This is a genomic window from Stenotrophomonas sp. STEN046 (genome assembly GCF_056759755.1).
Genome location: NZ_JBRRDR010000036.1, coordinates 36,175 through 48,193 on the forward strand (window position 1 = coordinate 36,175; position 12,019 = coordinate 48,193).

Annotated in this window: 12 protein-coding genes; 6 read left to right on the plus strand and 6 right to left on the minus strand. The window is 67.2% G+C overall.

Going from position 1 to position 12,019, the window contains the following annotated elements:
- Positions 1-44: 44 nt before the first annotated feature.
- Positions 45-956, minus strand: a complete 912-nt coding sequence (glyQ, locus tag ACVOLJ_RS15630; RefSeq protein ID WP_025878768.1) for a glycine--tRNA ligase subunit alpha — start codon at positions 954-956, stop codon at positions 45-47.
- 83 nt (positions 957-1,039) lie between these two features.
- Here glyQ and ACVOLJ_RS15635 point away from each other — a divergent pair, with 83 nt between their 5' ends.
- From ACVOLJ_RS15635 to ACVOLJ_RS15645, 3 genes are read left to right on the plus strand one after another with little or no spacing between them, the layout of a single operon-like run.
- A complete protein-coding gene (locus ACVOLJ_RS15635; protein WP_153676200.1) occupies positions 1,040-2,875 on the plus strand; it encodes a GspE/PulE family protein in 1,836 nt (611 codons plus the stop codon).
- A complete protein-coding gene (locus tag ACVOLJ_RS15640; RefSeq protein ID WP_481564525.1) occupies positions 2,847-3,599 on the plus strand; it encodes a glutamine amidotransferase in 753 nt (250 codons plus the stop codon). Before ACVOLJ_RS15635 ends, ACVOLJ_RS15640 begins: the two co-directional genes overlap by 29 nt.
- 50 nt (positions 3,600-3,649) lie before the next feature.
- The gene (locus ACVOLJ_RS15645; protein WP_475280671.1) at positions 3,650-4,561 is read left to right on the plus strand and encodes a BPSS1780 family membrane protein; all 912 of its coding nucleotides are present in this window, start codon (positions 3,650-3,652) and stop codon (positions 4,559-4,561) included.
- 70 nt (positions 4,562-4,631) lie between these two features.
- Here the strand turns inward: ACVOLJ_RS15645 and tatC are convergent, their stop codons facing one another.
- The 4 genes from tatC to ACVOLJ_RS15665 all read right to left on the minus strand — a co-directional run bounded on the left by tatC (position 4,632) and on the right by ACVOLJ_RS15665 (position 7,059).
- Complete coding sequence (gene tatC, locus ACVOLJ_RS15650; protein WP_475280670.1) at positions 4,632-5,381, minus strand: twin-arginine translocase subunit TatC; 750 nt, start codon at positions 5,379-5,381, stop codon at positions 4,632-4,634.
- Positions 5,378-5,845 carry a Sec-independent protein translocase protein TatB gene (gene tatB, locus ACVOLJ_RS15655; RefSeq protein ID WP_481564526.1) on the minus strand — a complete coding sequence of 156 codons (468 nt, stop codon included), beginning with the start codon at positions 5,843-5,845 and terminating at the stop codon, positions 5,378-5,380. Before tatB ends, tatC begins: the two co-directional genes overlap by 4 nt.
- Positions 5,846-5,860: 15 nt before the next feature.
- The gene (tatA, locus tag ACVOLJ_RS15660; protein ID WP_475280668.1) at positions 5,861-6,088 is read right to left on the minus strand and encodes a Sec-independent protein translocase subunit TatA; all 228 of its coding nucleotides are present in this window, start codon (positions 6,086-6,088) and stop codon (positions 5,861-5,863) included.
- Positions 6,089-6,162: 74 nt separating this feature from the next.
- Positions 6,163-7,059 carry a lipid-binding SYLF domain-containing protein gene (locus ACVOLJ_RS15665; protein ID WP_475280667.1) on the minus strand — a complete coding sequence of 299 codons (897 nt, stop codon included), beginning with the start codon at positions 7,057-7,059 and terminating at the stop codon, positions 6,163-6,165.
- A gap of 166 nt (positions 7,060-7,225) precedes the next feature.
- Here ACVOLJ_RS15665 and hemH point away from each other — a divergent pair, with 166 nt between their 5' ends.
- From hemH to ACVOLJ_RS15680, 3 genes are all read left to right on the plus strand, one after another.
- Positions 7,226-8,188, plus strand: a complete 963-nt coding sequence (hemH, locus tag ACVOLJ_RS15670; protein ID WP_475280825.1) for a ferrochelatase — start codon at positions 7,226-7,228, stop codon at positions 8,186-8,188.
- Entirely contained in the window at positions 8,185-9,042 is an 858-nt protein-coding gene (locus ACVOLJ_RS15675; protein ID WP_481564527.1) for an alpha/beta fold hydrolase, read from the plus strand. The genes hemH and ACVOLJ_RS15675 overlap by 4 nt, the downstream gene beginning before the upstream one ends.
- A gap of 291 nt (positions 9,043-9,333) precedes the next feature.
- A complete protein-coding gene (locus ACVOLJ_RS15680) occupies positions 9,334-11,430 on the plus strand; it encodes a methyl-accepting chemotaxis protein (RefSeq protein WP_481564528.1) in 2,097 nt (698 codons plus the stop codon).
- Positions 11,431-11,895: 465 nt separating this feature from the next.
- On the opposite strand, the gene ACVOLJ_RS15685 is transcribed toward ACVOLJ_RS15680, so the two are convergent.
- Positions 11,896-12,019: IS3 family transposase (locus ACVOLJ_RS15685; RefSeq protein WP_481564529.1), on the minus strand; the 124-nt coding region annotated here is incomplete at its 5' end.

The following is a 12,019-nucleotide window of genomic DNA, read 5'->3' on the forward strand; positions in this document are numbered from 1 at the left end:
CGCGACGCGGCCAGCACCCTTGAAGTTGTGGGAAAGAGCGGCCCTCAGGCCTTCTTCGCGCCCGGGAAGCCCAGCTTCTCGCGCTGCTCGTAATAGGCCTTGGCCACTGCCTGGGCCAGCGCACGCACGCGCAGGATGTAGCGCTGGCGTTCGGTCACGCTGATCGCACGGCGCGCATCAAGCAGGTTGAAGGTGTGGCTGGCCTTCATCACCTGTTCGTAGGCCGGCAGCGGCAGGTTCACTTCCACCAGCTTCTGCGCTTCACGCTCGCAGGCATCGAAGCGGTGGAACATTTCTTCCACATCGGCATATTCGAAGTTGTAGGTGCTCTGCTCCACCTCGTTCTGGTGGTACACATCGCCGTAGGTCACCGGCTGCCCGTCCGGACCGTAGGTCCAGACCAGGTCATAGACGTTGTCGCAGTTCTGCAGGTACATGCACAGGCGCTCGAGACCATAGGTGATCTCGCCCAGCACCGGCCGGCACTCCAGGCCACCGGCCTGCTGGAAGTAGGTGAACTGGGTCACCTCCATGCCGTTGAGCCAGACTTCCCAGCCCAGTCCCCAGGCGCCCAGGGTCGGCGATTCCCAGTTGTCCTCGACAAAGCGCAGGTCGTGCACCAGCGGATCGATGCCCACCGCCTTCAGCGAATCCAGGTACAGCTGCTGGATGTTGTCCGGCGCCGGCTTCATCGCCACCTGGTACTGGTAGTAGCGCTGCAGGCGGTTGGGGTTCTCGCCGTAACGGCCATCGGTGGGGCGCCGCGACGGCTGCACGTAGGCCGCGTTCCAGGTTTCCGGACCGATCGCGCGCAGGAAGGTGGCCGGGTGGAACGTACCGGCGCCGACCTCCAGGTCGAGCGGCTGGATGAGCACGCAGCCCTGCTGGGCCCAGAACTGGTTCAGGGTCTGGATCAGGCCCTGGAAGGTGATCGGAACGGTCGGGGTCGCGGACATGCGGACGAGTCTTGGCCGGCAGAGGGGTGCGCTAGTATAACGGCCGACCTGCGGGGCATTCCGTACCCGGAAGGAGCAGGCAGATGGAACACCGGCTGCCGGCAGGCACGCCCGGCGAGCCAGGCGCGGCACCACTGCCGCCCGGTCGCCTGCAGTTCGAACAGGTGGCTGCCGCGTTGCTGGCCGATGGCGTGGTCGCCGCGCACGAGCGCGAGCGCATGCGTTTTTCCGCGCAGGGCGCGCGCAATGCCAGCGAAGTGCACCCGCTGGTGCTGCTGTCCAACCTCAAGCTGGCGGCCAGCGAGGGCGGCGATCTCACCCTGGAACGCCTGACCGAATGGCTGGCCCGGCACACCGGCAGCCGCTACCTGCGCATCGATCCGACCCGGGTCGACGTCGCCTCGGTCACCGCCGTGGCTTCGCATGCCTATGCACGCCGCCACCGCTTCCTGCCGCTGGCGGTGGACGCCGAGCGTGTGCTGGTGGCCACCAGCGAACCGCTGGCCCAGGAATGGCTGCGTGACCTGCAGCACCTGACGCGTCGTCGCATCGAGCTGGCGGTGGTCAATCCGCTGGACCTGCACCGCTACACGATGGAGTTCTACGGCGTCACCCGGTCGGTACGTGGCGCCCGCGGCGACGTACGCGGCGAGACCAGTACTACCCTGCCCAGCTTCGAACAGCTGGTGGAACTGGGCCGTGCCGGCGACGTCAATGCCGACGACCAGCACATCGTGCACATCGTCGACTGGCTGCTGCAGTACGCCTATGAACAGCGCGCCTCGGACATCCACCTGGAGCCGCGCCGCGAGATGGGGCGCATGCGCTTCCGCATCGACGGCGTGCTGCACAAGGTGTTCGAAGTGCCGCCGGCGGTGATGACCGCCGTGGTCAGTCGCATCAAGGTGCTCGGGCGCATGGACCTGGCCGAGCGCCGGCGCCCGCAGGACGGCCGCATCAAGACCCGCTCACCCGGCGGCCGCGAAGTGGAAATGCGCCTGTCGACCATGCCCACCGCCTTCGGCGAGAAATGCGTGATGCGCATCTTCGACCCGGATGCGGCCTTCAAGAGCATCGACCAGCTCGGTTTCAGCCCGCAGGAAGCAGCCGGCTGGACCGCGCTGGTGGAACGCCCGCACGGCATCGTGCTGGTCACCGGCCCCACCGGCTCGGGCAAGACCACCACCCTGTATTCCACGCTGAAGCGGCTGGCCACGCCCGATGTGAACGTGTGCACGGTGGAAGACCCGATCGAAATGATCGCGGCCGAGTTCAACCAGATGCAGGTGCAGACCAACATCGACCTGGACTTCGCCAGCGGCGTGCGCACCCTGCTGCGGCAGGACCCGGACATCATCATGATCGGTGAGATCCGCGACCTGGAAACCGCGCAGATGGCGGTGCAGGCTTCGTTGACCGGCCATCTGGTGCTGTCCACCCTGCACACCAACGATGCCGCTTCGGCCATCACCCGCCTGCTCGACATCGGCGTACCGCATTACCTGCTGGCATCCACGCTCAACGGCATCCTCGCCCAGCGCCTGGTGCGCACCCTGTGCCCGCACTGCAAGCAGCCGCACACCCTGGAAAGGACCGATTGGGCCGTGCTGGCTGATAGCCAAGCTGCATATCCAGATGCCGCCACGCCCTGTCGGCCGGTGGGTTGCCTGGAGTGCCGGCGTACCGGATTCCTGGGCCGCATCGGCCTGTATGAGTTGCTGCCATTGGGTTCGCGCCTGCGCGCACTGATCCGGGCGGACATGGATCTGGCCGGTTTCCACCGCGCCGCGCGTGCTGAAGGACTGCGAACCCTGCGCCAGGCCGGGCTTGAAAAGGTGGCCCAGGGGCTGACTACAATCGAGGAAGTCCTGTCAGTACTGCCGCCCCCGGATGAATCCAGCACCCTTCCTGATCCTTGAAACCGGCCGCCCGGTGCCCTCGCTGCGCCGCTACGGGCGCTTTCCGCACTGGATCCGGGTCGCGGCGGGCCTGGAAGAGCACGAAACGGTGGTGGTCGACGTTGAACACGGCGACGCACTGCCCGATGCCGGTGCGTATGCCGGGGTACTGGTAACCGGCTCGGCCGCCTTCGTCACCGACCACGCCGAATGGAGCGAGCGCAGTGCCGCCTGGTTGCGCCAGACCGCGCACGACGACGTGCCGGTGTTCGGCATCTGCTACGGCCACCAGCTGCTGGCCCATGCGTTGGGCGGCGAAGTGGCCTACAACCCGGCCGGGCGCGAATCGGGAACGATCGAGCTGGCACTGGACCCGCAGGCTGCACAGGACCCGCTGTTCCAGGGCCTGCCGCAGCATTTCGCCGCCCACGCCACCCATCTGCAGACCGTGCTGCGTGTGCCCGAAGGGGCCGCCGTGCTGGCGCGCTCGCCGCTGGATGGGTGCCATGCCTTCCGCTGGGGCCGCCAGGCCTGGGGCGTGCAGTTCCATCCCGAGTTCGCCACCCGCCACATGCGCGGCTACGTGCGCGCCCGCGCCGACTGCATCGGCCGCCATGGCGGCTGCGCGCGCAGCATCGAACGCGCGGTCAGCGCTGCACCGTTGGCGCGCCAGCTGTTGCGCCGTTTTGTCCGCCAGGCGCGGCTGTCGTCATCTTCAGCCCAGCCGACGGTAAAACAGGGATAATCGGCGCCACGGGCAGCCGCCCGGCCCCTCCTGTCCCTCCCCGGATGTCCATGAAAGAGATTCGCAAGCTGCCAGCCTCGGCGGGCGCCCAGTGGTTGCTGGATACGTTCTCGCTGTATCGGCGTGCGCCGCTGCAGCTGGCCCGGATCGGCCTGACCTGGCTGCTGGTGAACTGGGTGGTCACCCTGCTGGGCACGATGCTGCCCGGCACTGCCGGCCTCGCCCTGCAGATGATGACGCTGGTGATTTCACCGGTGATGTTCGGCGGCATGCTCTACGCGATGGGCGAGATCGACCAGGGCCGTCCGGGCCTGGCCAGCCACCTGCTGCAGCCGATCCGCGACCGCCGCGTCAGCCACCTGCTGGTGCCGCTGGCGATCCAGGTGCTGGTCGTGCTGCTGCTCGGCGCGCTGCTGTATCTGATGATCGGCCGCGAAGGCTTCGCCGCCTTCAGCGACACCATGACCAAGATGCAGGAGCTCGGCCGCAGCGGGCAGCAGATCAGCCCGGAAACCGCTGCCGAACTGGTGGCGAACCTGCCGGCGCAGCGCATCGCACTGTGGATGCTGCTGGTGTTCTGCACCGCCGTCGCCTTGACCCTGGCCATGTTCACCCAGCCGGCACTGGTGGTGTTCGACCGCCAGAGCGGCATGCACGCGCTGCGCCTGAGCCTGCAGGGCTGCATCGAGAACATCGGCGCCACCGCGGTGTTCACCGTGCTCGGCCTGATCGCCGCGTTCTGCGTGTATGTGCTGTTTGTGATCGTGGTCCAGCTCGGCATGCTGGTGGGCGGCCCGCTGGCGGCGGCCTTCATCGCGCAGCTGGTGTTCACCACGGTGCTGATGCCGTTGTATGTCGGCGCGGTCTATGCCGCCTGGAAGCAGATGTTCGTGCATCGCGGCAGCCGTGGCGCACCGCCGGTGCCGACCACCCCACCGGCCAACGACGTCTTCCACGCCTGAGCGGGGCTCAACGGTAGCGCCGGGCCATGCCCGGCGGATGGATGTCATCTCGCCCCACGAACGCCGGGCATCAGGCCGCAGGCTTCTTGACCACCGACGATGGCACCAGCCAGCGCGCGGCGTGGATGCCAAGCTCGTACAGCAGGCACATCGGGATGGCCAGCATCAGCTGCGAGACCACGTCCGGCGGGGTCAGGATCGCGGCAAGCACGAAGATGCCGACAATCGCATAGCCGCGCCCTTCCTTGAACTGCTGCGGCGTCACCCAGCCCAGCAGCACCAGGATCACCATCGCCACCGGCAGTTCAAAGCTGCCGCCGAAGGCGAAGAAGATCGCCAGCACGAAATCCAGATAAGCGTTCGCATCCGGAGTGATCGCGATCACGTCCGGGCTGAACGTGGTGAGGAAGTGGAACACCGCTGGCAGCACCAGGAAGTAGGCGAACGCACAGCCGGTATAGAACAGCGCCACCGACGACACCAGCAACGGCACGGCCAGGCGCTTCTCGCGCGCATACAGACCCGGTGCCACGAATGCCCACAGCTGGTACAGCAGCCACGGCACCGCCAGGAACAGAGCAACGAAGAACGTCAGCTTCAACGGTGCGAAGAAGGCACCGGCCGGATTGGTGGCGATCATCGTCTGCCCATTGGGCAGCTGCGAAACCAGCGGTTCGGCCAGCGCATTGTACAGCTTCTGGGTGAAGGGCAGCAGCCCCAGCAGGATGACGCCCAGGCCCAGCAGCGCGCGTACCAGGCGTGCGCGCAGCTCAACCAGGTGTTCAACCAGCGAGCTTTCGCCAAAGTCGTGCTCGCTCATGGCCGGTGCTCCGTGGTGGCAGGCACGTCGGCCGGGGCTCCAGGGGCGGGATCGCCCTCGGACTGGGTTGCGGTGGGCGCGAGTGGATCAGCCTCCGGCGCCGAAGGCACAGCCGCGTCGGCCAGGTGTGGCGGTTGGTCCGCTGGCGCCGGCGCGCGAACCTGCTGCGCCAGCGCATCGCTGTGCTGCTGCATCTGCTCGGCCTCGCGGCGTACCGCCTCACCGCTGGCACGCAGCTGGTTTTCGGTGTCCTGCATGCCCTGGCGCACGTCCTGCATCTGCCGCTTGATGTCCTCGGCCTGGAGTTCGCGTTCCAGTTCCTGCTTGACCGAATCCCATTGGTTGCGCGCGCGGCGCACCCACAGCCCGGCAAAGCGTGCCGCCTTGGGCAGACGCTCGGGGCCGAGCACCACCAGGGCGACCACGGCGATCACCAGCAGTTCGCTGAAGCCGATATCAAACACCGCAACCGCTCCGGATCAACGTGCGTTGCGGTCGTGCTCGTCCTGCGCGGTGCGCGAGGCGTCCTGGCTGCGCGACTCGTCGCCCAGCTGCGGCTTCGACTTGTCCTCGTCGTGCATGCCCTTCTTGAATTCCTTGACCGCCGAGCCGAGATCCTTGGCACCGCTGGTCAGGCGCTTGGTGCCGAACACCAGCAGGACGATGGCGAGCACGACCAACCAATGCCAGATGCTGAAACTGCCCATAAGTCGCTCGTTGCGTTAGTGATCAGAGTGTCGAGCATAGCGCACCGGCTGTAAGCCGGCGCGCGTGACGAAAGTCAGTTGTTGCCCAGCGTTTCAGTGCGGATTTCGCCGTCGTTGACCGGCTGGAAACCCTGCTGGGCCGGCGGCGGGGTCTGCGGAACAGCCTGCAGCGGCGCGGTGGTCGCTTCGGCCGGTGCCGCCGGTGCCGCCTGAACAGGCGCCGGCGCCGGCGCCGGGGCGGATGCTGCGGCCGGTCGCGGCGCGGCAGTGCCACCGTTGCGGTTGTTGCGCGCCGCGTAGGTCGCCTCTTCCAGACGATCACGGAAGGCCACCACATCCATCGACGGCGAACCGGCGGCGCGGCCTTCGAAGATCATGCGCGGAGTAGTGTTGGTGCCGTAGGCATCCAGGTTGGCGGAGTCGTCGATCTGCAGGATCGCGCCGTCCAGGGCGACGCCGGCGAACAGGCCGCGGGCACGCGACCACGACCAGATCTCGGCCTTCAACTGGCCGTCGGTGGCGGCGGCAGCGTTGCGACCGACCGGGCCTGCGGCAACACCGGCATCGGCACCGAGGGTGAACTTGCCGTTGACCAGATTGTCCAGGCTGCGGTCGTTGCGGAACACCAGCACCACATCGGACGACTGCACACCGGCCTGGAAGCCGATGCTGCCGCCGGTCAGTTTGATGAACACCGGGTTGGACCAGGCGCCATTGGGCATCCGCACTGACATCAGGCCATGGCCACGGCGTCCGCCAATGACCAGTCCGGCCTTGATCGTGTCGGGAATGACGATGACCGCGCGGCCTTCGTCGAGCAACTTGTCCGGAATGCCCTGTTCAGGGATTTCCTGGATTTCAGCCAGTACACGCACCGCATTGCGGGCGCGCTGGTCTTCCTGCGGTCCGGCCATGGCCTGGCTGGACAGCAGGCTGGCGGCGATCAGCAGGGCTTGGATCGGGCGACGCATGGCAGGCTCCAGAAGTCAGTCCATAGGAAGATATAGCAAGTGACTGAAATTAGTAGTGTTGTCATGAATCTCCAATGAGCGTTGGCTGCTCACATTGACCTCATCGATGACATCGATCCGAACGCTGCATACCGGGGCGGCGATGGAATCGGCGACAATAGCGCCCATGCTCGACGCACCCGACACCGCCGTATTGGCGGTCAACCTAGGCACGCCCGAGACGCCGACGGCTCCCGCCGTACGTCGTTACCTGGCCGAATTCCTCTCCGACCCGCGCGTGGTCTCGATCCCGGCACTGCTGTGGCAGCCTTTGCTGCGCGGGCTGATCCTGCCCCTGCGCAGTGGCCGCTCCGCTGCCAAGTACGCGCAGGTATGGCTACCGGAAGGGTCACCCCTGATGGTCCATACCCGGCGCTTGGCGCAGGCCATGCAGACACTGCTGCCGACGCTGCGCGTGCGCCATGCCATGCGCTACGGCCAGCCCGCGCTGAGTGCCGAGCTGGATCGGCTGGCGGCCGAGGGCGCGCGCCGCATCGTGGTGCTGCCGCTGTATCCGCAGTACTCGACCACCACCACCGCCTCGATAGAAGACCGCGTGGACGCGTGGCAGCGCAGGCATCCGCAGGTCACGGTCAGCCTGGTCCAGGACTATTCGATCGATCCGGACTGGGTCGCCGCCGTGGCCGGTTCCATCCAGCGCTACTGGCAGCAGCATGGCCGTGGCCAGAAGCTGATGTTCTCCTTCCATGGCATTCCGCAGCGCCTGGCCGATGCCGGCGATCCCTATCCGCAGCGCTGCGAAGCCAGCGCACGTGCGATCGCCAGCGCGCTGGGCCTCGGCGCGGATGACTGGCAGCTGGGATATCAATCGCGCTTCGGTCGCGAGCGCTGGCTGCAGCCCTACGCCGAACCCAGCCTGTGGGCGCTGGCCGAAGCCGGGGTGAAGCGGATCGATGTGGTCTGTCCGGGGTTCGCCACCGACTGCCTGGAGACACTGGAAGAGGTCGCGATGGGCTTTACCGAAACGCTGGCCGAGCGCGGCACGCAGATGCACTACATCCCCTGCCTCAATGCCGAACCCGAACACGCCCGTGCCTTGGCACGTCTGGCAGTGGCTTCGCTGGCATGAGCCTGCAGCCGTTTGAACTGCAGGTTGCCGGTGCCCGCGTTGCCGGGCTGCGCCAGGCAGGCACGGGTCCGCGCGTGCTTGCCCTGCACGGCTGGCTCGACAATGCGGCCAGCTTCGTACCGCTGGCGCCGCATCTGCCGCAGCTGGAGCTGGTGGCGATCGACCTGCCCGGACATGGCCACAGCGCGCACCTGCCCAGTGGCGCGGTCTACACCACGCCGGCGGCGATCACCCACGTGCTCGATGTCGCCGACGCGCTCGGCTGGGATCGCTTCACCCTGATCGGCCATTCGATGGGCGCCGGCATCGCCAGCCTCACCGCGGCGGTCAGCGATCGTGTCGAACGGCTGGTCGCCATCGAAGCGCTCGGCGGCCTGCGCGGGCCGGAAGAGGAAACCGCCAGCCGCCTGCGCGAGCACGTCCAGGCCACGCGGGCGCTCGGGCGCAGGCCGCTGCGGGTATTCCCCGATCTGGCCGCACCTGTCCGCGCGCGGATGATGACCAACCAGCTCAGCGAAGGCTGCGCACGCCTGCTGGTCGAGCGCGGCGTGGAGCCGGTCGAGGGCGGTTACCGCTGGTGCAGCGACCCGCGCCTGATGCTTCCCACAGCGATCCGCCTCAGCGAGAGGCAGATCAACAACCTGCTGCAGGCCATCGCCTGCCCGACCCAGGTGATCTACGCCACTCCCGCGCAGTCCTACTATCCCGAACCAATGCGCAGCCAACGCCTGCAGCATCTTCGCGATGGCCGCCTGGCGGTGTTCCCCGGCAATCATCATCTGCACATGGAACATCCCGCGCAGATCGCAGCAGTGATCGATGCATTCCTCAACGGAAGCGTCAACGCCAGCTGAGCAGACGCTGGCGCGCGCACTTCACTCTGCAGCCGCGCGGCCGATAGAACGGTAGCGGGCCCCTGCGCCCGCAGCTTGCGGGCGCACCATGCCTGCGGTTCGTTCTTGGTTCTGCAAGGAAGCGCGCATGTCCCGTCTGCTGCTCCGTCATCCACAGGATGTGGCCACGGTGCCTGTCCCTCGCGCCGCCGCCGGCAGCGCATTCCCACGCATTTCCCGTCCATGCCGTTGCCATGCATTCCGCAGGCAGCGCGGCGTGGCCGTTGTCGTTCGTTGATCCAGGAGTTTCCGATGTCCCTTGTCGCCTCACGTCCGCCCGATCCGGGCCGCCTTCCCTATCTGCAGCAACTGGCACAGCGCGGCGACCGCCGCCTGCTGCTGTGCAGTGTCGGCCTGGCGGCACTGGGTCTGGTACTTGCCATCGGCAGTACCGCGCCAGCGGCAGCCGCCGTGGTCGCCGCCGCCGCGCTGCCAGCCACCTGGCTCGGTCTGCGGTTGGCCGGGCAGCCGCTGGCGCGCAATGGCCTGGCCGTGCTGCTGGCATTGCAGTTGGCACTGCTCTGCCGGATCGGCGCAGTCAATGCCGTCCTGCCGCTTGCACTGTTGCTCGGTGCCCTGCTTGGACATCGCGATCGGTTGCCGCTGTGGCTGGCCGGCAGCGTCGGCGTACTGGCGGCATTGGTGCCGTTGATGCAGGGCGAAGGGCTGCGCGAGCCGCTGCTCAATGCGGCGGCGCTGGCGGCGCTGGCCGTGCTGCTCGGCCAGACCGCCCTGCGCCTGCGGGAGCAGAGCCAGGCCCTTGGCCAAGGGCCACGCAGGCTGGCCGCCCTCGCGCGCGATATCGCCACCGGTGCCGACCTTGGCCAGCACACCGACCCTGCCGGGCACGCGCCCGGTTCGCTGGCGCATGCCCTGGCCAGCACCGCCCGCCACGTCCAGGCGCAGCGCGCCCGCGAGCTGGACAGCCACGGCGAGAATGCGCAGATCCGCCTGGCCCTGGATGTTTCGCGGACGGCAATGATGATCGCCGACAACGATCACGTGATCCGCTACGTCAATCGATCCGTGGTTGCGCTGCTGCGCAACCAGCAGGCCAACCTGCGCCAGGCCTTCCCCGACTTCGATGCCGAACGCCTGGTCGGCAGCAGCATCCATCGTTTCCACGCCAATCCCGAGCGCATCCGCGGCATCCTCAACAACCTGCAGGTGACCCACAACGGCAAGATACAGATCGGCCCGGTGCACTTTGCCCAGGTGGTCACTCCCGTATTCGACGCGCAGGGCGTGCGCCTTGGCTTCGCCGTGGAATGGCACGACCGTACCCAGGAGCTGGTGCTGGAGAACGCCGTGGCCGGCATTGTCGATGCCGCTGCACATGGCGATCTGCAACAGCGGCTGCAGGCCAGCGAGGGCGCCGGCTTCCTGGAAGGCCTGACCGGCGGCATCAATACACTGCTGGACACGCTGGGCAACACGGTCGATGAAGTACGACAGATGCTCGCGGCCATGGCCAGCGGCGACCTCGATCGGCGCATGCACGGGGAGTACCACGGTGCATTCGCCGCCATCCAGCGCGACGCCAATGTCACCGCCGGCCAGCTCTCAACCATGGTCGGTCACATCCAGCAGTGTGCGTCGGCCATCAGCACCGCAGCCAGCGAGATCGCCGCCGGCAACGGTGCGCTGTCCGAGCGCAGCGAGCGCCAGGCCGCACATCTGCAGGAAACGGCAGCATCCATGGAGGAGCTGACCGCGACCGTACGCCAGAACGCGGCGCATGCCCGACAGGCCAGCGAGCTGGCAGGCTCCACCCAGAGCGCAGCGAACGACGGCAATCAAGCGATGCAGCGGGTGATCGACACCATGCAGGCCATCGAGGTCGCTTCCAGGCGGATCGGCGATATTACTGGCGTGATCGACGGCATTGCCTTCCAGACCAATATCCTGGCGCTCAACGCCGCGGTCGAAGCAGCGCGTGCCGGTGAACAGGGCCGCGGCTTCGCGGTGGTAGCCAGCGAAGTGCGCGTGCTGGCCCAGCGATCGGCGGCGGCGGCGCAGGAGATCAAGGGCTTGATCGACGAGGCCGGGCACCGGGTAAGCGACGGCGCGCAGCTGGTCATCGACGCTGGCCAGCGCATGCGTGTGATTGTCGGCGGCGTGGAGGACGTCAGCCACCTGATGCACGAGATATCGACGGCATCGCAGGAGCAGTCCAGCGGTATTGAACAGATCAACCAGACCGTGGTGCAGATGGACCAGGCGACCCAGCAGAACGCGGCGCTGGTGGAAGAAGCCACCGCCGCCGCACGCGAACTGGAGTCACAGGCCGGTGCATTGAACCAGGCGGTTTCGGTGTTCCGCCAGCGCGAGACGGCGATGGCAGACTGATCAGCGGTTCACACTGATGTTCTGGCAGGGACGGCGCCCGCAGGGCGCCGTCCCTTTTTCTTTGCGCTGGGTGCACGACAGCGGGCGCACGGTATCCACGCATGGCGTGGATCTACTGCCGGCAGCCTGCCCTCGGTAGCTGCCAACCTTGGTTGGCATCGGGGTTCCAACGCGGGAGCATCCAGGCATGGCGTGGATCAACTGTCGGCAGCCTGCCCTTGGTAGCTGCCAACCTTGGTTGGCATCGGAGTTCCGGCGCGGGGGCATCCACGCATGGCGTGGATCTACTGCAGACAGCCTGCCTTTGGTAGCTGCCAACCTTCGTTGGCATCGGGGTTCCAGCGCGGGGGGCATCCACGCATGGCGTGGATCTACTGCAGGCAGCCTGCCCCTGGTAGCTGCCAACCTTGGTTGGCATGGGGGTTCCTGATCTGGCTCCCTGAAAACGGACGCCATGAAGCCGTTTCAGGCGGCAGTCCTGAGCTGCCGGGCGTAGTTGTTAGGCGAATGGTAGCCCAGCGCCGAGTGTAGCCGGGCTGGATTGTAGAAGCCGTGGATGTAAGCAGCGATGGACTGGCTGGCTTGTTCC

What these genes read in the sequence shown, in the direction of transcription:
- glyQ (WP_025878768.1), bottom strand. Translation starts at nt 956, where the DNA reads ATGTCCGCGACCCCGACCGTTCCGATCACCTTCCAGGGCCTGATCCAG.
- ACVOLJ_RS15635 (WP_153676200.1), top strand. Translation starts at nt 1,040, where the DNA reads ATGGAACACCGGCTGCCGGCAGGCACGCCCGGCGAGCCAGGCGCGGCA.
- ACVOLJ_RS15640 (WP_481564525.1), top strand. Translation starts at nt 2,847, where the DNA reads ATGAATCCAGCACCCTTCCTGATCCTTGAAACCGGCCGCCCGGTGCCC.
- ACVOLJ_RS15645 (WP_475280671.1), top strand. Translation starts at nt 3,650, where the DNA reads ATGAAAGAGATTCGCAAGCTGCCAGCCTCGGCGGGCGCCCAGTGGTTG.
- tatC (WP_475280670.1), bottom strand. Translation starts at nt 5,381, where the DNA reads ATGAGCGAGCACGACTTTGGCGAAAGCTCGCTGGTTGAACACCTGGTT.
- tatA (WP_475280668.1), bottom strand. Translation starts at nt 6,088, where the DNA reads ATGGGCAGTTTCAGCATCTGGCATTGGTTGGTCGTGCTCGCCATCGTC.
- ACVOLJ_RS15665 (WP_475280667.1), bottom strand. Translation starts at nt 7,059, where the DNA reads ATGCGTCGCCCGATCCAAGCCCTGCTGATCGCCGCCAGCCTGCTGTCC.
- hemH (WP_475280825.1), top strand. Translation starts at nt 7,226, where the DNA reads ATGCTCGACGCACCCGACACCGCCGTATTGGCGGTCAACCTAGGCACG.
- ACVOLJ_RS15675 (WP_481564527.1), top strand. Translation starts at nt 8,185, where the DNA reads ATGAGCCTGCAGCCGTTTGAACTGCAGGTTGCCGGTGCCCGCGTTGCC.
- ACVOLJ_RS15680 (WP_481564528.1), top strand. Translation starts at nt 9,334, where the DNA reads ATGTCCCTTGTCGCCTCACGTCCGCCCGATCCGGGCCGCCTTCCCTAT.